This window comes from Streptomyces sp. NPDC026522, from assembly GCF_055567555.1.
The window spans coordinates 267992-291430 of record NZ_JBVHQF010000007.1 but is presented as its reverse complement, the minus strand read 5'-3'; the positions used below and the strand labels follow the sequence as shown (position 1 = coordinate 291430).

The 23439-nt window shown below is 74.9% G+C and carries 22 protein-coding genes; 15 read left to right on the top strand and 7 right to left on the bottom strand.

All coding sequences use genetic code 11. The features are described from left to right. Positions 1 to 146 precede the first annotated feature (146 nt). The 3 genes from ACZ4M3_RS20300 (at position 147) to ACZ4M3_RS20290 (ending at position 4236) form a co-directional block, all read left to right on the top strand. Positions 147 to 1715: an SDR family oxidoreductase gene (locus ACZ4M3_RS20300; protein WP_467734479.1), complete on the top strand. Its 1569-nt coding sequence runs from the start codon at positions 147 to 149 to the stop codon at positions 1713 to 1715. A gap of 16 nt (positions 1716 to 1731) precedes the next feature. Further along, the gene (locus tag ACZ4M3_RS20295) at positions 1732 to 3105 is read left to right on the top strand and encodes a cryptochrome/photolyase family protein (protein ID WP_467734477.1); all 1374 of its coding nucleotides are present in this window, start codon (positions 1732 to 1734) and stop codon (positions 3103 to 3105) included. Between the two features lie 99 nt (positions 3106 to 3204). Next, complete coding sequence (locus ACZ4M3_RS20290; protein ID WP_467734762.1) at positions 3205 to 4236, top strand: MerR family transcriptional regulator; 1032 nt, start codon at positions 3205 to 3207, stop codon at positions 4234 to 4236. Here the strand turns inward: ACZ4M3_RS20290 and ACZ4M3_RS20285 are convergent. Then, a complete protein-coding gene (locus tag ACZ4M3_RS20285) occupies positions 4157 to 4780 on the bottom strand; it encodes an RNA polymerase sigma factor (RefSeq protein ID WP_467734475.1) in 624 nt (207 codons plus the stop codon). The two genes, ACZ4M3_RS20290 and ACZ4M3_RS20285, sit on opposite strands and share 80 nt — an antisense overlap. Before the next feature lie 127 nt (positions 4781 to 4907). Between ACZ4M3_RS20285 and ACZ4M3_RS20280 the strand changes: the two genes are divergently transcribed. The 5 genes from ACZ4M3_RS20280 (at position 4908) to ACZ4M3_RS20260 (ending at position 9135) form a co-directional block, all read left to right on the top strand. Beyond that, the gene (locus ACZ4M3_RS20280) at positions 4908 to 5501 is read left to right on the top strand and encodes a histidine phosphatase family protein (protein ID WP_467734473.1); all 594 of its coding nucleotides are present in this window, start codon (positions 4908 to 4910) and stop codon (positions 5499 to 5501) included. A 94-nt stretch (positions 5502 to 5595) separates the two neighbouring features. Next, the gene (locus ACZ4M3_RS20275) at positions 5596 to 7122 is read left to right on the top strand and encodes an APC family permease (RefSeq protein ID WP_467734471.1); all 1527 of its coding nucleotides are present in this window, start codon (positions 5596 to 5598) and stop codon (positions 7120 to 7122) included. 31 nt (positions 7123 to 7153) lie between these two features. Then, positions 7154 to 7576: a universal stress protein gene (locus ACZ4M3_RS20270; RefSeq protein WP_467734469.1), complete on the top strand. Its 423-nt coding sequence runs from the start codon at positions 7154 to 7156 to the stop codon at positions 7574 to 7576. A 99-nt stretch (positions 7577 to 7675) separates the two neighbouring features. Beyond that, complete coding sequence (locus tag ACZ4M3_RS20265) at positions 7676 to 8218, top strand: winged helix-turn-helix transcriptional regulator (RefSeq protein ID WP_467734467.1); 543 nt, start codon at positions 7676 to 7678, stop codon at positions 8216 to 8218. Continuing rightward, positions 8215 to 9135 (top strand): ketopantoate reductase family protein, encoded by a 921-nt coding sequence (locus ACZ4M3_RS20260; RefSeq protein ID WP_467734465.1) that lies wholly within the window; start codon positions 8215 to 8217, stop codon positions 9133 to 9135. Before ACZ4M3_RS20265 ends, ACZ4M3_RS20260 begins: the two co-directional genes overlap by 4 nt. Positions 9136 to 9137: 2 nt before the next feature. Here the strand turns inward: ACZ4M3_RS20260 and ACZ4M3_RS20255 are convergent, their stop codons facing one another. Beyond that, a complete protein-coding gene (locus tag ACZ4M3_RS20255) occupies positions 9138 to 9338 on the bottom strand; it encodes a DUF5988 family protein (protein WP_389658622.1) in 201 nt (66 codons plus the stop codon). A gap of 153 nt (positions 9339 to 9491) precedes the next feature. On the opposite strand from ACZ4M3_RS20255, the gene ACZ4M3_RS20250 reads away from it, so the two are divergent. From ACZ4M3_RS20250 to ACZ4M3_RS20230, 5 genes are all read left to right on the top strand, one after another. Next, the gene (locus ACZ4M3_RS20250; RefSeq protein ID WP_467734463.1) at positions 9492 to 11558 is read left to right on the top strand and encodes a SpoIIE family protein phosphatase; all 2067 of its coding nucleotides are present in this window, start codon (positions 9492 to 9494) and stop codon (positions 11556 to 11558) included. Positions 11559 to 11598: 40 nt separating this feature from the next. After that, positions 11599 to 12342: a PP2C family protein-serine/threonine phosphatase gene (locus ACZ4M3_RS20245; protein WP_467734461.1), complete on the top strand. Its 744-nt coding sequence runs from the start codon at positions 11599 to 11601 to the stop codon at positions 12340 to 12342. 272 nt (positions 12343 to 12614) lie between these two features. Continuing rightward, positions 12615 to 14105 (top strand): FUSC family protein, encoded by a 1491-nt coding sequence (locus tag ACZ4M3_RS20240; protein WP_467734760.1) that lies wholly within the window; start codon positions 12615 to 12617, stop codon positions 14103 to 14105. A 211-nt stretch (positions 14106 to 14316) separates the two neighbouring features. After that, complete coding sequence (locus tag ACZ4M3_RS20235; RefSeq protein WP_467734459.1) at positions 14317 to 15456, top strand: nitric oxide synthase oxygenase; 1140 nt, start codon at positions 14317 to 14319, stop codon at positions 15454 to 15456. A 53-nt stretch (positions 15457 to 15509) separates the two neighbouring features. After that, complete coding sequence (locus tag ACZ4M3_RS20230; RefSeq protein ID WP_467734457.1) at positions 15510 to 16580, top strand: lactonase family protein; 1071 nt, start codon at positions 15510 to 15512, stop codon at positions 16578 to 16580. A 73-nt stretch (positions 16581 to 16653) separates the two neighbouring features. On the opposite strand, the gene ACZ4M3_RS20225 is transcribed toward ACZ4M3_RS20230, so the two are convergent. The 3 genes from ACZ4M3_RS20225 to ACZ4M3_RS20215 form a co-directional block, all read right to left on the bottom strand. Beyond that, a complete protein-coding gene (locus ACZ4M3_RS20225) occupies positions 16654 to 17574 on the bottom strand; it encodes a sirohydrochlorin chelatase (protein WP_467734455.1) in 921 nt (306 codons plus the stop codon). 130 nt (positions 17575 to 17704) lie between these two features. Further along, a complete protein-coding gene (locus ACZ4M3_RS20220; protein WP_467734453.1) occupies positions 17705 to 18391 on the bottom strand; it encodes a uracil-DNA glycosylase in 687 nt (228 codons plus the stop codon). A gap of 31 nt (positions 18392 to 18422) precedes the next feature. After that, positions 18423 to 19514, bottom strand: coding sequence for a WD40/YVTN/BNR-like repeat-containing protein (locus ACZ4M3_RS20215; RefSeq protein ID WP_467734451.1), 1092 nt, complete (start codon positions 19512 to 19514; stop codon positions 18423 to 18425). 222 nt (positions 19515 to 19736) lie between these two features. Here ACZ4M3_RS20215 and ACZ4M3_RS20210 point away from each other — a divergent pair, with 222 nt between their 5' ends. Together ACZ4M3_RS20210 and ACZ4M3_RS20205 are read left to right on the top strand one after the other, a co-directional pair. Beyond that, a complete protein-coding gene (locus ACZ4M3_RS20210; RefSeq protein WP_467734450.1) occupies positions 19737 to 20837 on the top strand; it encodes an NADH:flavin oxidoreductase/NADH oxidase in 1101 nt (366 codons plus the stop codon). A 138-nt stretch (positions 20838 to 20975) separates the two neighbouring features. After that, a complete protein-coding gene (locus ACZ4M3_RS20205; protein WP_467734448.1) occupies positions 20976 to 21341 on the top strand; it encodes an ArsR/SmtB family transcription factor in 366 nt (121 codons plus the stop codon). Positions 21342 to 21344: 3 nt separating this feature from the next. Here the strand turns inward: ACZ4M3_RS20205 and ACZ4M3_RS20200 are convergent, their stop codons facing one another. Then, positions 21345 to 22700, bottom strand: a complete 1356-nt coding sequence (locus ACZ4M3_RS20200) for an FAD-dependent oxidoreductase (RefSeq protein WP_467734446.1) — start codon at positions 22698 to 22700, stop codon at positions 21345 to 21347. A gap of 53 nt (positions 22701 to 22753) precedes the next feature. Then, a complete protein-coding gene (locus ACZ4M3_RS20195; RefSeq protein ID WP_467734444.1) occupies positions 22754 to 23419 on the bottom strand; it encodes a DUF305 domain-containing protein in 666 nt (221 codons plus the stop codon). Between the last annotated feature and the right edge of the window lie 20 nt (positions 23420 to 23439).

Here is a 23439-nt window from a genome sequence, read left to right as displayed (position 1 = left end):
TCCGGGCGTCACCGCGCCCGAGTGCATCCGCAGCCGCCCGCCGCGCGGAATCCCCTACGGAATGCCGAGCGCGAACCCGTGCGGAATCCTGTACGGGGGCACGGGAGCGGGGGCAGGAGAGCGGAGACGGCCATGACGGGACAGCGATGACGGGCGGCGGATCCCTGCACTGCCTGGTCACCGGGGCCACCGGCTACATCGGCGGCCGCTTGGTGCCGGAGCTGCTGGACGCCGGACACCGGGTGCGGTGCCTGGCCCGGACGCCGGAGAAACTGCGCGACCACCCCTGGGCGGGCCGCGCCGAGGCGGTGCGCGGCGACGTCACCGACCCCGGATCGGTCGCCGAGGCGATGCGCGGCATCGACGTCGCCTACTACCTCGTGCACGCCCTCGGCTCCGGCTCCGGCTTCGAGGACCGCGACCGCGCGGCCGCGCACGTCTTCGCCGAACAGGCCCGGGCGGCCGGGGTCCGGCGCATCGTCTACCTCGGCGGCCTCACCCCGGAGGGGATCCCGCGCCCGGAACTCTCCCCGCACCTGCGCTCCCGCGCCGAGGTCGGCGAGATCTTCCTCGCCGCCGCCGTACCGGCCACCGTGCTGCGCGCCGCCGTCATCATCGGCTCCGGCTCCGCCTCCTTCGAGATGCTGCGCTACCTGACCGAGCGGCTGCCCGTCATGGTCACCCCCAGCTGGGTCGGCACCCGCTGCCAGCCGATCGCCGTCCGCGACGTGCTGCGCTACCTCGTCGGCAGCGCCGGCATGCCGCCGGAGGTCAACCGGGCCTTCGACGTCGGCGGCCCCGACGTGGTCACCTACGAGGAGATGATGCGTCGCTACGCGGAGGTCGCGGAGCTCCCCAAACGGCTCATCATGCGGGTCCCGATGCTCACCCCCGGGCTCTCCAGCCACTGGATCGGCCTGGTCACCCCCGTCCCGAGGGCGCTGGCCCGGCCGCTCGCCGAGTCGCTGCGGCACGAGGTGGTCTGCCACGAGCACGACATCGCCGCCTACGTGCCGGATCCGCCCGGCGCCCCGCTCTCCTTCGACCGGGCCCTGGTGCTCGCCCTCCAGCGGGTGCGGGAGGCCAAGGTCACCACCCGCTGGTCCTCGGCCGGCGTCCCCGGCGCGCCCAGCGACCCGCTGCCCACCGACCCCGACTGGGCGGGCGGCAGCCTCTACACCGACCGGCGGGAGCTGCCCGTCGAGGCGTCGCCCGCCGCGCTGTGGCAGGTGGTCGAAGGCATCGGCGGGGACAACGGCTGGTACTCCTTCCCGCTGGCCTGGGCCGTACGGGGCTGGCTCGACCGGCTCGTCGGCGGGGTCGGCATCCGGCGCGGCCGCCGGGACGCGGCCAGGCTGCGGGTGGGCGACAGCCTCGACTTCTGGCGGGTGGAGGAGATCGAGCCCGGCGCCCTGCTGCGGCTGCGCGCCGAGATGCGGCTGCCCGGCCTGGCCTGGCTGGAACTGCATGCCGACCCCGACCCGGCGGACCGCCGGCGCTCGCGCTTCCGTCAGCGCGCGCTGTTCCATCCGCGCGGGTTGCTCGGCCACATGTACTGGTGGAGCGTGTCCCCCTTCCACGCCGTGGTGTTCGGCGGAATGGCGCGCAACATCGCCAAGGCAGCCGAGCGGCTGGAACGCGGGAGGCCGAAGGACGCATCCGTTCCGGCGGGCGGTGCCGAAGTACCCGGCGCGAGCAGTACCCCACAGCCCTGAGCCGGAGCGTGAACCCATGAACGTCGCGGTGGTCCTGTACACCTCCGACCTGCGCGTGCACGACCATCCGCCGCTGCGTGCCGCGCTGTCCTCGTGCGACCAGGTGGTCCCGCTCTTCGTCCGGGACCGGGCCATCGAGGAATCCGGGTTCGGCGCGCCCAACCGCCGGGCCTTCCTCGCCGACTGCCTCGCCGGGCTCGACGACGCACTGCGCGAGCGGGGCGGCCGCCTGGTGATCCGCTCCGGCGACGCCGTCCGGGAAGTGCTGGCCCTCGTACGCGAGTCGGACGCCGACGAGGTGCACATGGCGGCCGGGGTGAGCGCGTACGCCCATTCCCGCGAGGAACGGCTGCGCACCGCCCTGGAAGCGGAAGGCCGGCGGCTGTACGTGCACGACATGGTGGTGACGGCCGTGGCCCCCGGCGTGCTGCGGCCCGCCGCCGCCGACCACTTCTCCGTCTTCACCCCCTACCTGCGCCGCTGGACGGAGCAGCCCCCGCGTGCCGTCACGGCCGCCCCGCGCGCGCTGCGGGTGCCCGGCTCCGTGCGCTCCGATCCGGTGCCCGAGCGCGCCGCCGTCACCGGGATCTCCCCGGCCCTGGCGCGCGGCGGCGAACGCGAGGGCCGCCGGCTGCTGGCCGGCTGGCTGCGCTCGGGCGTCGACGGCTACCACGAGGCCCACGACGACCTGGCGGGCGACGCCACCTCCCGGCTCTCTCCCCACCTGCACTTCGGCACCGTCTCGGCCGCCGAGGCCGTCCAGCGGGCCCGTGCGGTCAAGGGCCCCGGCGCCGAGGCGTTCGTCCGGCAGCTGTGCTGGCGCGACTTCCACCACCAGGTGCTGGCCGCCCGCCCCGGCGCGGCCGCCCACGACTACCGCGCCCGGCACGACCGCTGGCGCGGCGGCCCCGAAGCCGAGGAGGAGATCCAGGCCTGGAAGGAGGGCCGCACCGGTTATCCGATCGTCGACGCGGCCATGCGCCAGCTGCGCCACGAGGGCTGGATGCACAACCGGGGGCGGCTGCTGGCGGCCAGCTTCCTCGCCAAGACCCTGTACGTGGACTGGCGGATCGGCGCCCAACACTTCCTGGACCTGCTCGTGGACGGGGACCTGGCCAACAACCAGCTCAACTGGCAGTGGGTCGCCGGTACCGGCACCGACACCCGGCCCAACCGTGTCCTCAACCCGGTCCGCCAGGGCCTGCGCTACGACCCCGACGGCGCCTACGTGCACCGCTGGGTGCCCGAACTCGCGGGGCTGCCCGCGCCCCGGGTGCACGAACCGTGGCGGCTGCCCGCGGCGGAGCGCGCCCGGTACGACTACCCCGGGCCGGTGGTGGAACTCGGCGACGGGCTCGCCCGTTTCCGGCAGGGGCGGGGGAGCGGGTGACCCCCTCGGGGCGCTCCGGCGCCCTATCGTGAGCGGGTGGACCCCGTGCCGCCCGCCGACCCCATTCCGCCCGCCGACCCCATTCCGCCCGCCGACCCCATTCCGCCCGCCGACCCCGTACCGCCCGCCGCCGGTCCGCCCCCGCTGCCCGCCGCCGCACTGAGTACCGGCGCCGTCGCCCGCCGCCTCGGGGTCTCGCCGACCACGCTGCGGTCCTGGGAGCGCCGGTACGCCATCGGCCCCGCCCGCCGCGAGGGCGGTCGGCACCGCCGCTGGACGCCCGCCGACATCGCCCGCCTGGAACTGATGTGCCGGCTCACCGCGCAGGGCGTTCCCCCCTCGGCGGCGGCCAGGGCCGCGCTCGGCGCAGCCCCCGGCAGCTCCGCGGCGGCCCGCCCGGCGGCCGGGAAGCCGGGCGGCCCCACCGCCCTTCCGCTCGGGGAGGTGCGGGCGGAATGCAGGGGGCTCGCACGGGCCGCCGTACGACTGGACGCGCCGGCGGTGGAGCACCTGCTGGACACCGCGCTGGCGGAGCTCGGCCCGGTCGCGGCGTGGGAGGAGGTCATCGCGCCGACCCTGCACGCCGTGGGCCGCAAATGGGCCTCGGCGGGGGAGCGTTACGTCGAGGTCGAGCACCTGCTGTCCTGGCACGTCTCCGGCGCCCTGCGCCGGCTGCGGCCCGCCCCCCGACGGCAGGGGGCGCCGCCCGTGCTCCTAGCCTGCGCCCCGGAGGAGCAGCACAGCCTGCCCATCGAGGCGCTGGCCGCCGCCCTCGGGGAACGGGGCCTGCCCGCCCTGATGTTCGGCCCGGCCCTGCCCGCCGAGGCGCTGCGCGAGGCCGTACGCCGCACGGGGCCGCGCGCCGCCGTGCTCTGGTCCCAGTCGGGCGGCACCGCGGACCGCGCCCTGGCCCGGGCGGTCGCCCGCATCGAATGGGGGCCGCACGGCGCCCGCGGACACTCGACGCTGCTGCTGGCGGGGCCCGGCTGGGGTACGCGGCCGCCCGGCCCGCGTACCGAGCGGCTGTTCGGCCTGCGCTCCGGCCTCGCCGTCATCGAGCGGCTCGTGACGGCGCCGGGTCCCCGAGCGACCGGCGCAGGACCTGCAACGCCCGGCGCATATGGCTCTTGACGGTGCCCAGCGGCAGCCCGGTGCGGTCCGCGATCTGGGACTGGGTCAGGTCCCCGTAGAACGCCAGCCACAGCACGCGCTGCTGGGCCGCGGGCAGCCGGGCCAGTTCGCCGAGCACCAGCAACCGGTCCAGCGCCTGTTCGGGCTCCGGCGGGGCGTGGGCGGCGGGGGACCGGATGTGTTCGTGCAGGGCGTGCGCGGCGGCCGCGGCGGCCCGGGTCCGCCGGGTCCGGGCCTCCAGCGCGTCGGCCACCTTGTGGCGGGTGATGCCCGTGAGCCAGGCGCCGAGTCCGCCGGGGCCGGGGCGGTACCGGCCCCGGCCGCGCCAGGCGGCGAGGAAGACCTGCTGGGTCACGTCCTCCGCCTCGCGCTCGTCGCCCAGCGCGCGCCGCGCGAGCGAGTGCACCAGCGGCCGCCAGCGGCGGTAGGCCGCCTCCATGGAGCGCTCGTCACCCGCCGCGAAAGCGGCCGCTATGCGGGCCTCCTGGGCCGGGCCGCCGCTCGGACGGGCCGCCCGGGCCCGCTCGTGGATCAGGTCGTCCATGGACCGAGCCTGGCCAGCGGGACCCGCCCGGCCAACTCGCATCGTTTCCGCAGCGAATCACGGCCCGTGGCGTACATGACACGCTCCGGTCACCCCGTCGGCGCGGTGGACCGTCTAGGGTCCAAGGATGAGCGACTTGTTGCTGGTGAGACACGGTGAGACGGCGTGGAGCGCCACCGGGCGGCACACCGGCCTGACCGACGTACCGCTGACCGCGCGCGGGGTCGAGGAGGCCATCTCCCTCGCCCCGTTCTTCCGGGACCGACATCCCGCCCTGGTCCTGACCAGCCCGCTGCGCCGGGCCGTGGCCACTGCGGAACTCGCCGGGCTGTCCGGCGGCACCACCGACCCCGACCTGCACGAATGGGACTACGGCGGCTACGAGGGCATCACCACGGCCGAGATCCGGCGGACCCGGCCGGAGTGGTCGCTGTGGACCGAGGGGGTCCCGCCCGGCGACGCGGAGCACCCCGGGGAGAACGCCGAGCAGGTCGGCGCCCGCGCCGACCGCGCGCTGGCCCGGGTCGACAAGGTGCTCCGCGAGGACCGGGGCGACGCCGTCGTCGTCGCCCACGGCCACTTCCTGCGCGTCCTCACGGCGCGCTACCTCGGCCTGGCCCCGCAGGACGGACGGCTGTTCCTGCTGCGCACCGGCACGGTCGGCGTCCTGTCCACCGAACACGGCCTGCCGGTCGTCGCCGGCTGGAACACCCGCCCCTGAGCCCGCCCGCGGCGCCGCCGCGCCGCGCCCGGCCGCCGGCCCGGGGCCGCAGCCCCGCCTCGCGCCCCGCCGCCCCGTACCCGAGCATGCGTATATGGCGCAGGACGGTAGGGGCGGCGGCGGTCAGGAGCAGCACACCGCGGAGGCCGACGCGGGGCTCAAGGCCGACGCGATCGGTTTCCTCGACGCACTCGTCATCGGCCTGAACTCCACCTCGCCCGCCTACTCGCTGGCCGCCGTCATCGGCCCCATCGTCGCCGTGGCCGGCATCTACGCGCCGGGCGTCATGCTGGCGTCCTTCGTACCGATGCTGCTGATCGCCGCCGCCTTCTACTACCTCAACAAGGTCGACCAGGACTGCGGGACCACCTTCTCCTGGGTGACCCGGGCCATGGGCCCCTGGGCGGGCTGGTTCGGCGGCTGGGCGATCACCATGACGGGCGTCCTCGTGATCGGTTCGCTCGCGGACGTCGCGGTGCGCTTCGGGCTGCTCGCCGCCGGCCTCGACGGCCTCGCCGGGAACGAGGTGGTCCGCCAGACGCTCGCGGTCGTCGTCATCCTGGCCATGACCGCCGTCTGCGTCATCGGCACCGAGATGTCCGCCCGGCTCCAGGACGTGCTGATCCTGGCCCAGGTGTTCTTCCTCCTGGTCTTCGCGGTGGTCGCCCTCTACCGCGTCTACGCGGGCACCAGCAGCCTCGACGCGATGGAACCGTCCGTCGACTGGCTCAACCCGTTCGGAGCCGGCAGCGCCGCGCTCACCGGCGGACTGCTGCTCGGCGTGTTCATCTACTGGGGCTGGGAGTCCGCGGTCAACCTGACCGAGGAGGTCGAGGACTCCGCCACCGCGCCCGGCAAGGCGGGCATCTGGTCGACCGTCGTGCTGCTGGTGACCTACCTGTCCGTCGGGTACGCCGTCGTCGCCTACGCCGGGACCGGGTTCCTGGCGCAGAACGCGGGCGAGGAGGAGGCCGTCTTCGGCGTGCTCGCGCACGAGGTGATGGGCGGCTGGGACTGGGTGGTGCTCCTCGCGGTCTGCACCTCGGCGCTCGCCTCCACCCAGACCACGATCATCCCCGCCTCCCGCACCGCCCTGTCGATGGCCCGTCGGCACGCGCTGCCGCCGTCGCTGGCGCGCATCCACCCCCGGTTCCAGACCCCGGACGTGAGCACCTGGTGGGTGGCCGGCATCGCCATCGGCTGGTACCTCGTGGTCAACCAGATCAGCGAGAACGCCCTCCTCGACTCGCTCACCGCGCTCTCGCTGCTCATCGCCTTCTACTACGCGCTCACCGGCCTGGCCTGCGCCGTCTACTACCGGCGCCACCTGCTGGAGAGCCCGCACAACTTCCTGCTCATCGGGGTCGGCCCGGTCGTCGGCGCCGGACTGCTGGCCTGGCTGCTGGTGGAATCCGTCAACGACATGTCGGATCCGCGGAAGTCGGCCGGGGGCGTCTCCTGGCTGGGCATCAGCCCCCCGCTGCTGATCGGGATCGGCATCGCCGTCGTCGGAGTGCTGGTCATGTGTTTCTGGCGGATCCGGGACGGGCGTTTCTGGCAGGAGCGGCGCGGGGTGGCCGACCCGGCGCTCGTCCCGGGCCGGCACCGGCGGTCGCCCTGAGGGCGTGGACCGGGAAAGGGAGGAGTACGCGATGTCCGTGGTCCTGGGGTACGACGAATCGCCCGGCGCGGAACGGGCCCTGCGGGTCGCCCTGGAGGTCGCCGCCGCCTTCGGCGAGCCCCTCGTCCTCGTCTTCGGCGCGGCCGCGCCGGGGCCCGGCGGGGAGGAGTACCGGGCCCACCGCGAAGCCGTCCGCCAGGCCGGCCGCAGTGCCCTGGCCCGGGCCGTCGCGGCCGCCGACGAGGCGGGCGTCCCCTCGGCGGTCGAGGTGGCCGACGAGAAGCCGGCCCAGGCCCTCCTCGACGCCGCCGAGCGCCACGGGGCGCGGGTCATCATCGTCGGCACCTGGGGCGACAGCCCCATCCGCGGCGCGCTCCTCGGCTCGACGCCGCACAAACTGCTGCACCTGTCACCGGTACCGGTGCTGTGCGTGCCGACGGAGCAGCCGGTGTAGGGGATCCGGCGGATCAACGCCGGGGCCGGGTGAGGAACGGGCCAACGCGGCCGCGCAGTTATCGGTTCGGTCACCGAACTGATGCGGTAGGGTGCGGACATGACGCTGCCACGCGACTACCGCGGTCAGGCCTGCTCGCTCTCCCGCGCGATGGAGGTCGTCGGAGAGCGCTGGACCCTGCTGATCGTGCGCGACGCCTTCTTCGGGGTGCGGCGGTTCGGCGACTTCGCCGCCCATCTCGGCATCCCGCGCGCCGTCCTCACCGACCGGCTCGCCCTCCTCACCGAGGCCGGAGTGCTGGCCCGGGTGACCGAGGGGGCGCCGCGGGAGGGGTACGTACTCACCCCCAAGGGCATCCGGCTCTGGCCGGCCGTCCGGGCCCTGTCCCAGTGGGGCGAGGAGCACCGCCCCGCTCCCGGCGGTCCCCGCCGCGTGTTCCGGCACGCCACCGATGACGCGCCCGTCGGCGAGGACGGCCGCTGCGCGGACTGCGGAGCGGCCGTGGACGTCGCGGAACTCCTCGTCGCACCCGGCCCGGGACTGCCCGCACCGTCCGCCGCCGACGACCCCGTCACCGCGGCCCTGCACCGGCCCCACCGGCTGCTGCGGCCGATACCCCTCACGAAAGGATCCCGGGCATGAGAATCCTGACGGTCGGCGCCGGCGCCACCGGCGGTTACTTCGGCGCCCGCCTCGCCCAGGCCGGACAGGACGTCACCTTCCTCGTCCGGCCCCGGCGGGCCGCGGCCCTGACCGCGCGCGGACTGCGCGTCACGGGACTCGGGGAGGAACTCGTCCTGCGGCCCCCGCTGGTGACGGCCGATGCGCTGGAGGGCAGCTACGACCTGGTCCTGCTGTCGGTGAAGTCGACGGCGCTCGACCAGGCGGTACGCGACCTCGCCCCGGCCGTGGGCCCCGGCACCGCGATCGTGCCGCTGCTGAACGGCATGGCCCATCTCGACCTGCTGGCCCACCACTTCGGCGCGGGGGCCGTACTCGGCGGCGTGGCCAAGGTGGTCACCACCCTGGACGAACACGGCGACATCGTCCGCATGGCCCCGCCCTCCGCGGTCCTCACCGGGGAGCGCGACGGCCGGCCCTCCGCCCGCGTCGAGGCCGTCCGGGCCCTGCTCGGCGGCGCGGGCATCGACAGCCCCGAAGTCCCCGACATCGTCGCCGCCATGTGGCACAAGTGGGTCTTCATCACCACCCTCGCCGCCGTGACCTGCCTGATGCGCGGATCCGTGGGCGAGGTCAGCGCCGCTCCGGGCGGCCCCGAACTCGCCCGGGCCGTCCTCGCGGAGGCCGCCTCCGTCGCCGCCGCGGCGGGACACCCCGTCCCCGCGGGCGAACTGGACGCCACCGCCCGCACCGTGACCGCGCCCGGCTCACCGCTCACCCCCTCGATGTACCGGGACCTGCTCGCCGGCCGCCCGACCGAGGTCGAGCACGTCTTCGCCGACCTGACCACCCGCGCCCGCGCCCTGAACGTCCCCACGCCCCTCCTGGACCTGGCCACGCTCCACCTCCGCGTGGCCCAGGCGCGGGGCGGCCGCTGAGCTCACTCGGCGATTTCCGTGCGCTCCCACCACTCGTAGACGGGAACCCGGCCCTGCGGGGCGTCCCGGAACCGGGAGGTGGCCCTGAAGTGCTCGTACCCGCCGCGGTGCGCCACCTTCACGTCCTCGCCCGGTGCGGGGGCCGGGACAAGACGCTCCGGAAGATCGTCCGGGCCGCCCTCGAGGGCCGCCGTGGTCGCCATGGTCGTCATGGGACCAGTCTCGCCACCCGCCCGGCCCCGCGCACCTCGGCGGGCCGCCGACCGGCCCGGCGGGCAGAATTGAAGGGGCCGCCCGAGCCCGCCGCACGGGCGCCGGACAGCCACCCCGCGCGCGGCGCACAGAAGGGGGCAGCGATGCCACCGGACCGGGAAGGGGGCGGCGAGCCGGATCCCGGCCCCCTCTGGTCGGAACCCGGCTCGCTGCTGGAGCACGTCCCGGTCGCCGTCCTCGGCATCGACGACGCCGACCGGATCTGCTATTGGGGTCCCGGCGCGCGCGGCCTGTTCGGCCACGAGGCCCCGGCCGTACTGGACCGGCCCGCGGCGGTGCTCTTCCCGGACCCCGGCGCGGCCCCCCTGCTCGCCGAGCGCGCCCGCACCCTCGGGTACTGGCGCGTCCGGATGCCCGCGCTCCACCTGGACGGCTCGGTGTTCGACTGCGGCTTCCGGGTCTTCCCGCTCACAGGCAGCACGGGCCGCTCCGTGGTGCTGGCCCTGGCGAGCCGGAGCGTCGAGCTGGACCGGGTCAAGACCAACCTGGCCTTCCTCGACGCGCTCTTCGAGACCTGCCCGATCGGCCTGGTCCTGCTCGACGAGGAACTGCGCTACGTCCACCTCAACCAGGCCCTCGCCGACATGGACGGCATCCCCCTGGCCGACCACATCGGCCGCCGGATGACGGACATCATGCTCACCTCCGACGCCGGGGAGTACGAGCGCCTGCTGCGGGCCGTCGCCCGGGAGGGCCGGACCGTGGTGGACACCCTCGTCGGACTGCGCACCCCCGGCCACCCGGACCGCGACCAGGTGCGGTCGGTGAGCCTGTTCCCGCTGAGCGGTGCGGTCGGCACCCGGCGCGGGGTGGGCGGCCTGCTGGTGGACGTCACCGACCGGGAACGGGCCATCATGGAGGCCACCGCGGCCCGGCAGCGGCTCGCGCTCCTGGACCGCGCCGCCGCCCGCATCGGCACCACCCTGGACCTGAACGTCACCGCGCGCGAGCTGGTCGAGGCGGTGGTCCCGGAGTTCTGCGACGCCGCCGTGGTGGAACTGGTCCAGTGGATGCACGAGCCGGAGGTCTTCGATCCCCGGCTGCCGCTCGTCACCCACCGGATCGCGCACGGCACCACCCTGCCCCCGCCCGCCGGGGAGCTGGTGGGCGGCCTGGAGCAGGTCACGTACCCGCCCGGCTCCAGCATCCACGCGATGCTCGAAACCGGCCGCCCGCTCTGCGTCGCGGTGAACGAAGAGTTCGTGACCAGCACCGTCGCCCACCAGGAACGCGCCCGGCTGCTCCTGGGCAGCGGCATCGAGGGCATCCTCATGGCACCGCTCGTCGCCCGCGGCACCGTCCAGGGAATCACCATGTTCGGCCGCTCCGCCGCCCGCCCGGCCTTCGCCGAGCCCGACCTCAGTCTCGCGGGCGAGCTGGCCTCGCGCGCCGCCCTGTGCCTGGACAACGCCCGCCTCTACGGCCGGGTCCAGGACATCGCCCTCACCCTCCAGCGCGCGCTGCTGCCCAGCGCCCCCGTCTCCGGCCCGCACGCCGACATCGCCCACCGCTACCTGCCCGGCAGCCGGGGCACCGAGGTCGGCGGCGACTGGTACGACGTCATCCCGCTGCCCGGCGACGAGCTCGCCCTGCTCGTCGGGGACGTGATGGGCCACGGCGTCCCGGCCGCCGCCGCCATGGGCCGGCTCCGCATCACCGCCAAGACGCTCGCCCGGCACACCCGCGACCCCGAAGCCCTGCTCACGGAACTCGACGACTGCGCGCAGGAGGCCGGCATCGAACTCGCGACCTGCCTGTACATCCGCTACGACCCCCACACGGGCCACGCGCGCGTCGCCAGCGCCGGACACCCCCCGCCCCTGCTGCGCCACCCCGACGGAACCGTGGAGAGGATCGGCGACGTCCTGGGCGTCCCGCTCGGGGTGGGCGGCGTGCCGTTCCGCTCGACCGGGACGCGGATCCCCGACGGCGCCGTCGTCGCCCTCTACACCGACGGGCTCGTGGAAGCCCGCGGCCAGGACATCGACACGGGCATCGACGCCCTGTGCGCCCAGCTGCGCGCCCCCGTGGACTGCCTGGAGCAGGCGGCGGACCGCATCCTCGCCAACCTGCTGTCCGAGCCGGCGACCGACGACACCGTCCTCGTCCTCGCCCGGCTCCGCCGGGCCCCGCCCGCGGGGCCACAATGAGAGGGGCGGGTCCCCCGCGGGCGCCGGAGAGGCGGAACCGATGCCGTACGCAGCCGTCAGCGCACTGAGCCACGCCGGGCTGCTGCGCGAGCACAACGAGGACAGCCTGGTGATCGGGCCCTGGACGCTGTGCGCCACCGAGACCCGCAACCCGCAGCTGCTGGTGTTCCCCCTGGGTGCGCCGCTCGTCGTCGCGGTCGCCGACGGCATCGGCGGGCAGCCGGCCGGCGAGGTGGCCAGCGCGCTCGTCGTACGGCGGCTCGCGGAGCTCGGTCCGTCGCTGGACGGCGAGGAGGCCGTCCGCGAGGCGCTGGAACGGTGCAACCGCGCGGTGTACGAAGCCGCCGAGCGCGCCCCGGAGCTGGCCGGCATGGGCACCACTGTCGCCGGTGCGGTCGTCCTGCCCGATTCCCTGCTGACCTTCAACGTCGGCGACAGCAGGGTCCTCGACGCCTCGGACGGGGCGCTGCGCCAGATGAGCGTCGATGACAGCCCCCCGCTTCCGGCGGGCCGCCGGACCACCTCCCTGATCACCCAGGCCCTCGGCGGCGCCCGTGGCTTCCAGGCCGTCACGCCGCACGTCCGTACGTCCCCGCTCGCCGTCGGCGGCCGCTACCTGATCTGTACGGACGGGCTGACCGACCCGGTTCCCCAGGAGGTCCTGGACGGGCTGCTGCGGGACCACGACGACGGGCGCGCCGCCTTCGAGCTGTGGAAGGCCGCCATCGACGCCGGAGGGCCGGACAACATCACCCTGGCACTGCTGCGCATCGGTGAGGCATGACCGACTGGTCCGTTGGCATCCAATGGCCGGAAGAACGCCACATCGGCAATACCAATGGCCCAGCGTCCCTGGGCTCGGTTGAGCCAGTGGGCCCCCGGATGGTTATCTGTGTCGTATCCATGCAACTGACGGCGCCACGCAGCGCCGGACGGCAACGACGCCGCTCCGGACCGTGGCGCCTTCGCCGTGCCCGTACGCCGCCCACCACCCCGGGCGGCCAGCGGGCCCGGCGCGCACCATCGCGAGGGGGGCGGCACACCGCCGTGAAGAGGATGTTCGTGGCTCCGGATCCGGGGCTGATGAGACTGCGGAACTCGCTGCGCGCGGTCGTCGGCGTGGGGCTCGCCGTCGCCGCGGCCCAAGCCGTGGGGCTCTCGCTGACCGCCTCCATCACCGGGGGACTGGCCGCCCTGCTCGCGCTGTTCACCGTGCTCGACCCGACCGTGCGCGCCCAGCGGGAGACCACCGTCCTGCTGCCCGCCGCCGGATTCCCCGTCCTCGCCCTGGCCACCGCCCTGCACGGGCTGCCCCTCGCCCGCGACCTCGCCTTCCTCGCCGTCGTCTTCGCCGGTGTCTACGCCCGCCGCTGGGGGCCGCGCGGCCACGCCCTCGGCGTCTTCGCGTTCATGAACTTCTTCATCACCCAGTTCCTGCACGCGGTGCCCGCCCAGCTGCCCGAGCTGTTCGCCGCCGTCGGGCTGGCCCTGCTCGCGGCCGGCGCCGCCCGGTTCGTGCTCTGGCCCATCGAGCGCCGCACACCGCCCCCCGCCGCCCCGCCCGGGCTGCCCGGGACCGGGCTGGCCCGGCCCACCACCCGGCAGGCCTTCCAGGCCACCGCCGCGTGCGCCTTCGCGCTCGGCATCGGCCAGGCCCTCTCCGAAGACCGCTGGTACTGGGCGGTGGGCACCGCCTGGTGGATCTTCGTGAACACCGCCTCGCGGGGCGAGACCCTCGTGCGAGGCTTCCGCCGGGTCGTCGGGACCGTCACCGGGATCGCCGCCGGACTGCTGGTCGCCGTACCGCTGCACGGCGCGCCGGTACCGACCGCCGCGCTGGTCGCCGTATGCGTCTTCGGGATCTTCTACACCGCCGCGCCGTCGTACTCGTGGATGATGTTCTTCGTCACCGTGATGGCCGGTCTGCTCTACGGGCTCCTCGGCGTGCTGCACCCCGGCCTGCTCCTGTTGCGCTTCCAGGAGACCGCCATCGGCGCGCTGGGCGCCGCGCTCGCCGTGGTGCTGGTGCTCCCCGTCACCACGCACGCCGCCAACGACGCCTGGATCCAGCGCGCCCTGCACTGCGTACGGGCCTCCACGGCGGCGTCCCTCGACCGCCTCGCCGGTCACCCCGACGCCGACCCGGCCCCGCACGCCGCCGAACTCGAACTGCTGCTGGGCCGGGTCCGGATGGCACTCGCGCCCCTGGTGCACCCGCTGAGCCCGCTGCGCGCCCGCAAGGCCCGCGCGCGGCAGGTGCTGGAACTGCTCGACGCGTGCGCGCGGGAGGTGCGGGGCCTGGTGGCCGTCGCCGCCGATCCGCAGGCCTCGCACGACGCCCGGCTCGCCGCCGCGTGCTGGCGGGTCGAGTCGGCGGTGGAAGCGCTGACCGCGCCGCATGCGGGCAACCACCCCGTCGTTCCGGCGACCGCCCCCGCCCCGGCGGAGCCGGTCCTCGCGCACCTGCACGGCCTGGAGCACGCCCTCGTGGCACTGCACGTCCCGCTGCGGACCCACCCGCGCGCCCCGCTCGTCGTCAGCGCCTGACCCCCGGCGCCGGCCGGGCTCGAACAGGCGCGCATACTAGGCCCCTTGCAGATCCGCCTCCCGGCCGGCCCCCGGAGACCACCCGGAGGAGTGTTCCGGCCGTCACCCGCCCGCGCCGCTGACCTGCCCCGTGTACAACGGGTGATGTTCACAGCACATTCATTCGGCATGTACAGGGTGGATCTGAACGGACAGGGGGTAACGGCCCGGAATGGAAATTCTTGAACAGCGCTCGGACACCGCTCAGGTGTGGGAAGCCGCCGAGGAGTTCATCCGGCTCTTCCACCGCGAGAACCCGGAAGCCGGAGATCCGCAGGCCCGGCTGGCGGCCGTGCGCGCCGAACTCGACGGGACCGGAACCTACCGGCACACCGAGGCCGAACTCGTCCACGGCGCCCGGGTGGCCTGGCGCAACAGCAACCGCTGCATAGGCAGGCTCTACTGGAACTCGCTGCGGGTCCGCGACCGCCGCGAGCTCACCGACGCCGACTCCATCGCCGAGGAGTGCTTCGCGCACCTGCGGGAAGCCACCAACGGCGGCCGGATCCGGCCCACCATCACGGTCTTCGCCCCCGACGCCCCGGACCGCCCGGGACCGCTCATCTGGAGCGAGCAGCTCATCCGCTACGCCGGGTACGGCGACCACCCCTCCATAACCGTCGGCGACGCCCGCAGCGCCCCGCTCACCAGAGCCCTGCTCGACCTCGGCTGGCCGGGCGGTCCCGGCACCCCCTTCGACCTCCTGCCGCTCGTCGTCCAGGGCGTCGACGACAAGCCCCGCTGGTTCGACACCCCGGCCGACGCCGTGCTGGAGGTGCCGATCCGCCACCCCGACGGTCCCGACCACTGGGACGACTGGGGCCTGCGCTGGCACGCCGTCCCCGCCATCTCCAACATGTGCCTGGAGATCGGCGGCATCCACTACCCGGCCGCGCCGTTCAACGGCTGGTACATGGGCACCGAGATCGGCGCCCGCAACCTCGCCGACACCGACCGGTACAACCTGCTTCCCGCTGTTGCCCGCAGGATGGGCCTCGACACCTCCAGCGACCGCTCGCTCTGGAAGGACCGCGCCCTGGTGGAGCTGAACCGGGCGGTCCTGCACTCCTTCGACGAGGCCGGGGTGAGCATCTCCGACCACCACACCGAGTCCCGGCGGTTCCTCTCGCACCTGGAGCGCGAGGAGCGCAAGGGCCGCCAGGTGGGCGCCGACTGGTCCTGGATCGTGCCGCCGATCTCCGGGGCGGCGACCCCGGTCTTCCACCGCACGTACGAGGACCGGCCGAGCAGCACCACGTACGTCCACCACGCCGCGGCCCACGAACGGGCCAAGGGACGGGACTTGGTCTAGACCTTCTGTTACCGTCGTTGCGACCGGATCCGGGACGGCGGAACGAGGCACCTGTGGATGGCGCGCGCAGCACGGACCAGGGCGGCGGACACCGGGCCTACATCGGCTCGTTCACCTCGGGGGGCGGCCGCGGCATCACCACCGCGGCCGTGGATCCGGCCACCGGGGCGCTGACGCCCCTGGCGGTCACCGGGACGGCCGAGAACCCGTCGTGCCTCGTCCTCGCCCCGGACCGGGGCGTGCTCTACGCCGTGAGCGAGGCCGAACACGGTGCGGTCGCCGCCTTCCTGACCGGCGCCGACGGGCTGACCGCCCACGGCTCGCCCGCCCCGGTCGGCGCATCGGGCCCCACCCACCTGAGCCTCGCCGGTCGGCGCCTGCTCACCGCCAACTACACCTCGGGCAGCGTCAGCAGCCTCCCGCTCGACGCGGAAGGCATCCCCTCCGGGCCGCCGGCCGTCGTGGCCCACCAGGGGTCGGGGCCCGACACGGAACGCCAGGAGGGGCCGCACGCCCACCACGTGACGCCCGACCCGAGCGGCCGCTGGGTGCTCAGCGTGGACCTCGGGACCGACTCCGTACGGGTGCACGCCCTCGACCCGGCCGAAGGCGGCCCGCGCCCGCACGCGGAGACGAAGCTGCGGGCCGGCTCCGGACCGCGCCACCTCGCCTTCCACCCGGACGGGGAGACGGTCTACGTCCTGCACGAGCTGGAGCCGGTGCTCACCGTCTGCCGCTGGGACGCGCGGGAGGGGCGGCTGGAACCGGCCACGGAGGTTCCGGTGCTCTCCGGGGACGCCCCGGCGGGCACCCGGCCGTACCCCTCGGTCGTCGCCGTCTCGCCCGACGGCCGGTTCGCGTGGGCGGCCGTACGGGGCGTCAACACCATCGCCGCCTTCTCCCTCGCCGACGGGCCGGCCAAACCCCGTCTCACCGGGAGCGTGGACTGCGGCGGCAGCTGGCCGCGCGACCTCGTGGTGGATCCCGCGGGGCGCAGGCTGTACGTGGCCAACGAGTGGTCCGGTGACGTCACCTGGTTCGACCTGGACCCGCTGACCGGCGAACCGCGGGCGGCCGGCTCCATCGAGGTGCCGGCCGCCGCCTGCGTGGTCTTCGGGCCGTAGCCCCGGACGCACGAGGGGCCCGCGGCGCGCCGGTGACGGCGGTCCGCGGGCCCCTCGTCGTGCGGGGAGCCGATCAGTGGGCGGAGGCGCCCAGGGCGATCCCGAGGGCCGCGCTGTACTGCGCGACGGCCAGCTTGCCGAGCGCCGGGTAGGCCCCGAGCACCTCGGCGGTGGCGCAGTCGGCCTCCTTGCACGCGGTGTCCAGCAGCCCCTCGGCCGCCTCCGGGCCGATCAGGTACGGCGCCAGGGCGAGCTGCGTCGAGCCCTCGGCGCGCAGCTGCTCGGCGATCGAGGCCACCGAGCCCTCCTGGTCCAGCGCGGCGGCCTTCACCGGCACCGCGAGGCGTGCGGCCAGCAGCATGCCGGTGATCCCGGCGGCCTGGACGGCCTCCTCGCCGCCGGTGGTGGCCAGGATGATGCCGTCGGCGGCGGTGGTGACGGTGAACAGCCGGGCCCGGTCGGCGCGGGCCAGCCCCGCCTCCGAGAGCCGCACGTGCAGCCCCTCGGCGAGCAGCGGGTGCGGACCGAGTACGTCGGCCAGCTCGGCGGCTGCCGATGAGTCCATCAGCGCCTGGCGGACGCGGCGCAGCAGGTCGCCGTCCGGGCCGACCAGCAGGGGCACGACCACGGCGTCCGGACCGGTGGCCGCGGGCACCTCGTGGCCGGCGGCGCGGGCGAACTCGGCGCGCGCGGCGCGCTCCTGCGCGACGGCGGTGAGCACACCGGACAGCGACGGGAACTCGGCGCCCTCGGAGTCGTCACCCTCCAGGTAGCCGATCCGGCCGTCCAGGCCGGGCAGCTCGGAGCGGCCGATGCTCAGGATCTCTTCCGCGAGCCCGCGCGAGGCGGCCGAAGGGGCACCGGGCACGGCGAGCACCAGCGCGGGCGCGCCCTCGGGCGCCACCGCGGGCTCGGGGCGGCGGTGCCGTCCGGCAGGGCGGGGTCGCGGCATTCGTACGGGCAGGCCATTTGCGGGCCCAGTGGGGGAGCTCATGGCGCCGCATGCTACTGGTTTATCGGAACCGGTTGTTCAAGCAGGGTCATTTCCGGCGGCTTCTGTCCGTATTTATCCGCTGAATGTGAGACACGGTCGGCTGTACAGGCCACGTATTGGCCGGAACGGTTCAACCGGCCGTCGGCAGGCGCCAGTCCACCGGAGCCGCGCCCTGGCGCGCCAGCAGGTCGTTCACCTTGCTGAACGGCCTGGAGCCGAAGAAGCCGTTGGCGGCCGACATCGGGGAGGGGTGCACGGACTCGACGGCCGGCAGCTCGCCGAGCAGCGGGCGCAGGTTCCGGGCGTCCCGGCCCCACAGCACCGACACCAGCGGCTTCCCGCGCGCGGCCAGCGCGCGGATCGCCTGCTCGGTGACCGCCTCCCAGCCCTTGCCGCGGTGGCCGCCGGTCTTGCGCGGGGCGGTGGTGAGCGCCCGGTTGAGGAGCAGCACGCCCTGGCGGGTCCACGGCGTCAGGTCGCCGTTCGCCGGCCGGGGCACACCGAGGTCCGCGTGCAGCTCGCGGAAGATGTTGTCCAGGCTCGGCGGCCACGGGCTGACCTCGGGCGCGACGGAGAAGGACAGGCCCATCGCGTGGCCCGGCGTCGGGTAGGGGTCCTGCCCGACGATCAGCACCTTGACCTCGTCGAAGGGCTGCTGGAAGGCGCGCAGCACGTTCGCTCCGGCCGGCAGGTACGTTCTGCCCGCCGCGATCTCGGCGCGCAGGAAGTCGCCCATCGCGGCGACCTGCGCCGCCACCGGCTCCAGAGCCCGGGCCCAGCCCGGCTCGACGATCTCGTTCAACGGTCGTGCTGCCACGGGCAGTCACTCTACTGGCCCATCCGCCGCCCTATCGACGCAGGACCGCCGCCCGCACGCACAGGACGTCCGGCAGGTGCTCCGCCAGCAACTGCCAGCTGTCCCCGTCGTCATGGCTGGCGTACAGCTCGCCGTTGCGGTTGCCGAAGTAGATGCCCGCCGGATCCGCGTCGTCCGTGCAGAGCGCGTCCCGCAGTACCGTCCCGTAGTGGTCCTCGGGCGGCAGGCCCTTCGACAGCGGTTCCCAGCTCGCCCCCGCGTCCCGGGTGCGGAAGACCCGGCAGCGGTGCCCGGCCGGGACCCGGTCGGAGTCGGCGTTGAGCGGGAAGACGTAGGCGGTGTCCCGGCGGTGCGGGTGGGCGGCCACCGTGAAGCCGAAGTCGGACGGCAGCCCGGCGCCGATGTCGGTCCAGGCGTCGCCCGCGTCGTCGCTGCGGTAGACCCCCCAGTGGTTCTGGAGGTAGAGCCGGTCCGGGTCGGCGGGATCCCGGGCGATCTTGTGGACGCACTGCCCGAACTCGGGCTGCGGATCGGGCAGGAACACCGCGGATACCCCGTGGTTGGCCGGGATCCAGCTGGCGCCGCCGTCCTTCGTGCGGAAGACGCCGGCGGTGGAGACGGCCACCGTGACCGCCTGCGGGTCGGCCGGGTGGGTGATCACCGTGTGCAGGCCCTCGCCGCCGCCGCCCGGCACCCAGCGCGAGCGGGTGGGGTGCTCCCACAGGGCGCGGACCAGTTCGAAGGATTCGCCGCGGTCGGTGGAGCGGAAGAGCGCCGCCGGTTCCGTACCGGCGTAGACCACGTCGGGGGCCTCCGGCCCGGCGGGCTGGAGCTGCCAGACCCGCTCCAGCGAGGCGCCGGTGTCCCGCGGGAACCTGACGGCCGCGGCGGCCGGCTCGCGCCAGGTGGCGCCCAGGTCGTCGGAGTGGAAGACGGACGGCCCCCAGTGCGAGCTGTCGCCGCCCGCCAGCAGCCGTGGTGCGGGGCCCCGTAGGTCGATGGCGACTGCGGACACCGCCTGGGCGTTGAAGTGGGGCCCGTCGAACTCCCAGGCGCCGGCCTCCCCCCGCCGGCCGATGAACAGCCCCTTGCGGGTACCAGCGAGCAGTAGCACGTCGGACATGGCCGACACCTCCGGACGTTCTTGTCCTTCACGGCAGCTTTCCGGCCAGTGTGCACCCGGCCGCTGACAGTGGCGCGCAGCGGCGGTGCGGCGCGGGGAGCGAGGGGGCGCGGCGACAGGTACTACGAGAGGTCTCGTAGTACGAGGACATTCGTAGTACGGTGATCCTCGTACTTGCCGCCGAGTCCCGGCGCGCGTCCCCGGTCACCCCTGGAGAGCCTGATGAGTGCAGCCCCCGCCGCCTTCGCCGCCTTGTTCCAGCCCTACACCGTGCGATCGGTGACCATCCCGAACCGCGTGTGGATGGCCCCGATGTGCCAGTACAGCGCCGAGCCCGCCGGCCCCGGCGCGGGCGTGGCCAACGAGTGGCACGTCGCCCACTACGCGGCCCGTGCCGTCGGCGGCACCGGCCTGATCATCCAGGAGGCCACCGCCGTCTCCCCGGAGGGCCGGATCAGCCCCTACGACCTGGGCCTCTGGAACGACACCCAGGCCGGGGCGCTGCGCCCGATCACCGCCTTCATCAAGGCGCAGGGCGCCGTCCCGGGCATCCAGATCGCCCACAGCGGCCGCAAGGGCTCCACCGAGCGCCCCTGGAAGGGCGGCCGGCCGGTCGGGGCCGAGGGGCACGGCTGGCAGCCCCTCGCCCCCAGCCCGGTGCCGTTCGCCGAAGGCGACCCCGTACCGCACGAGCTGACGAGGGAGGAGATCCGCACGCTCGTCGGCCAGTTCGCCGACGCCGCCCGGCGCGCGCTGGAGGCCGGCTACGAACTCCTGGAGATCCACGGCGCCCACGGCTACCTCATCGGCGAGTTCCTCTCCCCGTACAGCAACCGGCGCACCGACGAGTACGGCGGCTCCTTCGAGAACCGCACCCGCCTCGCCCTCGACGTCGTGGACGCCGTACGGGCGGTGTGGCCGGAGGAACTGCCGCTGTTCTTCCGGATCTCCGCCACCGACTGGCTGGCGGAGCGGGGCTGGACCGCCGACGACACCGTCCGGCTGGCCGGACTGCTGCGCGAGCACGGCGTGGACCTGCTGGACGTCTCCACCGGCGGACTCGCCCCGCACGCCGAGATCCCGGTCGCCCCCGGCTACCAGGTGCCCTTCGCGGCGCAGGTCAAGCGCGAAACCGGCCTGCCGACGGCCGTGGTGGGGCTGATCACCGAGCCCGCCCAGGCGGAGAAGATCCTGGCCAACGGCGAGGCCGACGCGGTCCTGCTCGGCCGTGAACTGCTGCGGGACCCCTACTGGGCCCGGCGCGCCGCCGTCGAACTGGGCGTGGAGCCCCGTACGCCCGCCCCCTACCACCGGGCCTGGTGAACCGCGGGCGGCGTCGATCGCCGCCCGCCCGGCCCGACGTGTCCTACGATGGATCTCGTACCTCGGTGTCCGAGCGCGCCGCGCGGAGCCGACCGAGCCGACCACGTGTACGAAACGAGCGAGCGAGTGGAGGAGCAGATGCCGGAACCGGCCGCCCCCACTCGCCCGCTCGCCCACCCCGAGACCGCCGAGATCCGGCTGGAGGGCGTCCTGCACGCCCTCTCAGACCCGGTCCGGCTGTCCATCGTGCGGGAACTTGCCGCGGCCACCGAGGAACTGGGCTGCTCCACCTTCCTGCTGCCGGTCACCAAGTCCACCACCACGCACCACTTCCGCGTGCTGCGCGAGGCCGGCGTCGTCCGCCAGACCTACCGGGGCACCACCAAGCTGAACGGCCTGCGCCGCGCCGACCTGGAAACCCTCTTCCCGGGCCTGCTGGACACCGTCCTCGCGGCGGCCACCGCCGAAGCGGCCCGGCTGACCGGACCGGCCGCCCGTTCCTGAGCGCTACGTTCCCGCCGCACCCAGCAGGCCGGCCCAGTCCGGGATCTTCACCGAGCCGCGGCCCAGGGAGCGGCCCAGATCGGCCTCCGCCGTCTCGATGGCCAGCCAGCCGGGCCACCGCACCGGCCGCAGGCCCGCCGCGCGCAGGACGTCCAGCGGGTCCTGCGCCAGCTCCCGGGCGGCCAGTACCCCCGCGTCCTGGAGCAGCGAGGACGCCGTCTCCTTGGCGCACGGCCGGTTGGTGCCGATCACCCCGGTCGGGCCGCGCTTGATCCAGCCCGCGACGTATTCGCCGACCGAGGCCCGGCCCCCGCGCAGCACCCGGCCCGCCGCGTGCGGGACGGTGCCCGTCGCCGGGTCGAAGGGCAGCCCGGGCAGTGGCACGCCCCGGTAGCCCACCGAGCGCAGCACCAGCTGCGCCTCGACGTCCTCGTACGCGCCCGTGCCGCTCACCCCGCCGCCGCCGTCGGGGGCGGTCCGCTCGAAGCGCACCGCGGCGGCCCTGCCGTCGGGCCCGGCCAGCACTTCCACCGGCCGCAGGTAGAACCGCAGCGTGATGTTCCGCTCCGCCCCCTGCGGCTCCGTCGCGCTCCAGGTGCGCAGCACCTCCAGGTTCCGCCGGGCCACCGCGGGCAGCGCGGCCGCCGCCCCCGGGTCCTCGTACGCGGGGTCCAGCGCGAGCTCGGCGGGATCCACCCGGACGCCCACGCCCGGCAGCGTGCCCAGCTCCCGCAACTCCTTGGTGGTGAACTTGCCCTGCGAAGGGCCCCGCCGCGCCACCATCGACACCGCGCGCACCCCGCTGGCCCCCAGGGCGCCGAGCGCGGCCTGCGGCATGTCGGTCGGCGTCAGCTCGGGTACCCCGCGGGCCAGGATCCGGGTCACGTCGACCGCCACGTTTCCCGCGCCGACCACCACGGCCGACGCGACGCCGGAGAGGTCGAAGTCCGCGTCCGCCGCGTCGGGGTGCCCGCTGTACCAGGACACGAAGGCCGTCGCGGAGTGCACGCCGGCCAACTCCTCGCCGGGGATGCCCAGATGGCGGTCCTGGGCGGCGCCGACGCAGTACACCACCGCGTGGTACAGCTCGCGCAGCCGGGCCGTCGGCAGGGCCGGACCGCCCACCTCCACGTTGCCGAGGAAGCGGATCCGTTCGTCCTCCAGCACGGAGCGCAGACTTCCGGTCAGCGATTTGATCTTCTCGTGGTCGGGGGCCACCCCGTACCGCACGAGCCCGTACGGGGCCGGCAGCCGGTCCAGTACGTCCACCCGGACGCCCGGCACCTCGCGCTGCTGGACCAGGGTCTGCGCGGCGTAGACCCCGCTGGGGCCCGAACCGACGACGGCGACACGAAGCACGGCGGAGCTCCTCCCGCAGGTGCTTCCCAGCATGACACCGGGTGCCGTACCCGTCAGCCCATCGCGCGCATCCGGTGGATCTCGGCGCTCTGCGTGGCCACCACCTCGGTCGCCATCTCCTCGACGGCGACGTTGTTGCCCCGGGCCAGCGCGTCGCCGGCCATCTTCAGGGCGCCCTCGTGGTGGGCGGTCATCAGGCGCAGGAAGAGCCGGTCGAACTCCGGCCCGCCGGCCCCGGCCAGCTCTCCCAGCTGCTGCTCCGTCGCCATCCCCGGCATCGCGCCGTGCCCGTGGCCGGCCCCCGCGCCGTCGGCGGGGGAGGGCTCGGGGTAGCGCGCCAGCCACTTCTCCATCGCCGCGATCTCGGGCCCCTGCGCGGCGGCGATCCGCTCCGCGAGGCGCTTGACCCCGTCCGCCGAGGCCCGTCCGGGCGCCAGCGCGCTCATCGCCAGGGCCTGGCGGTGGTGCTCGATCATGTGGCGCACGTAGGCGTGGTCGGCGGCGTTGGGCGTGTCGTCGGGCCGCTCCTTCGCGGCCTGTCCGGGCGAGAGCGTCCGGGCCTCCTCGCCCGGACTGCCGGGGGCGATCACGAACGGCCTGCCGTCATCCGCCTCGTCGGACCCGCCGTCCGTCTGGCAGCCGGTGACGGTGAACAGGAGTCCCGCGGCGAGGGCCGCCGCGCCCAGGAATCGGCCGAGTAACGCATTTGCCATGTCCATGGGAAGGAACATACTGCCGG

Bases quoted from the DNA above. Each gene is read 5' to 3' on its own strand.
- ACZ4M3_RS20195 (WP_467734444.1), bottom strand. From the start codon at position 23,419: ATGGACATGGCAAATGCGTTACTCGGCCGATTCCTGGGCGCGGCGGCC.
- ACZ4M3_RS20285 (WP_467734475.1), bottom strand. From the start codon at position 4,780: ATGGACGACCTGATCCACGAGCGGGCCCGGGCGGCCCGTCCGAGCGGC.
- ACZ4M3_RS20210 (WP_467734450.1), top strand. From the start codon at position 19,737: ATGAGTGCAGCCCCCGCCGCCTTCGCCGCCTTGTTCCAGCCCTACACC.
- ACZ4M3_RS20205 (WP_467734448.1), top strand. From the start codon at position 20,976: ATGCCGGAACCGGCCGCCCCCACTCGCCCGCTCGCCCACCCCGAGACC.
- ACZ4M3_RS20255 (WP_389658622.1), bottom strand. From the start codon at position 9,338: ATGGCGACCACGGCGGCCCTCGAGGGCGGCCCGGACGATCTTCCGGAG.
- ACZ4M3_RS20260 (WP_467734465.1), top strand. From the start codon at position 8,215: ATGAGAATCCTGACGGTCGGCGCCGGCGCCACCGGCGGTTACTTCGGC.
- ACZ4M3_RS20265 (WP_467734467.1), top strand. From the start codon at position 7,676: ATGACGCTGCCACGCGACTACCGCGGTCAGGCCTGCTCGCTCTCCCGC.
- ACZ4M3_RS20245 (WP_467734461.1), top strand. From the start codon at position 11,599: ATGCCGTACGCAGCCGTCAGCGCACTGAGCCACGCCGGGCTGCTGCGC.
- ACZ4M3_RS20235 (WP_467734459.1), top strand. From the start codon at position 14,317: ATGGAAATTCTTGAACAGCGCTCGGACACCGCTCAGGTGTGGGAAGCC.
- ACZ4M3_RS20215 (WP_467734451.1), bottom strand. From the start codon at position 19,514: ATGTCCGACGTGCTACTGCTCGCTGGTACCCGCAAGGGGCTGTTCATC.
- ACZ4M3_RS20250 (WP_467734463.1), top strand. From the start codon at position 9,492: ATGCCACCGGACCGGGAAGGGGGCGGCGAGCCGGATCCCGGCCCCCTC.
- ACZ4M3_RS20270 (WP_467734469.1), top strand. From the start codon at position 7,154: ATGTCCGTGGTCCTGGGGTACGACGAATCGCCCGGCGCGGAACGGGCC.
- ACZ4M3_RS20295 (WP_467734477.1), top strand. From the start codon at position 1,732: ATGAACGTCGCGGTGGTCCTGTACACCTCCGACCTGCGCGTGCACGAC.
- ACZ4M3_RS20240 (WP_467734760.1), top strand. From the start codon at position 12,615: ATGTTCGTGGCTCCGGATCCGGGGCTGATGAGACTGCGGAACTCGCTG.
- ACZ4M3_RS20300 (WP_467734479.1), top strand. From the start codon at position 147: ATGACGGGCGGCGGATCCCTGCACTGCCTGGTCACCGGGGCCACCGGC.
- ACZ4M3_RS20280 (WP_467734473.1), top strand. From the start codon at position 4,908: ATGAGCGACTTGTTGCTGGTGAGACACGGTGAGACGGCGTGGAGCGCC.
- ACZ4M3_RS20275 (WP_467734471.1), top strand. From the start codon at position 5,596: ATGGCGCAGGACGGTAGGGGCGGCGGCGGTCAGGAGCAGCACACCGCG.
- ACZ4M3_RS20225 (WP_467734455.1), bottom strand. From the start codon at position 17,574: ATGAGCTCCCCCACTGGGCCCGCAAATGGCCTGCCCGTACGAATGCCG.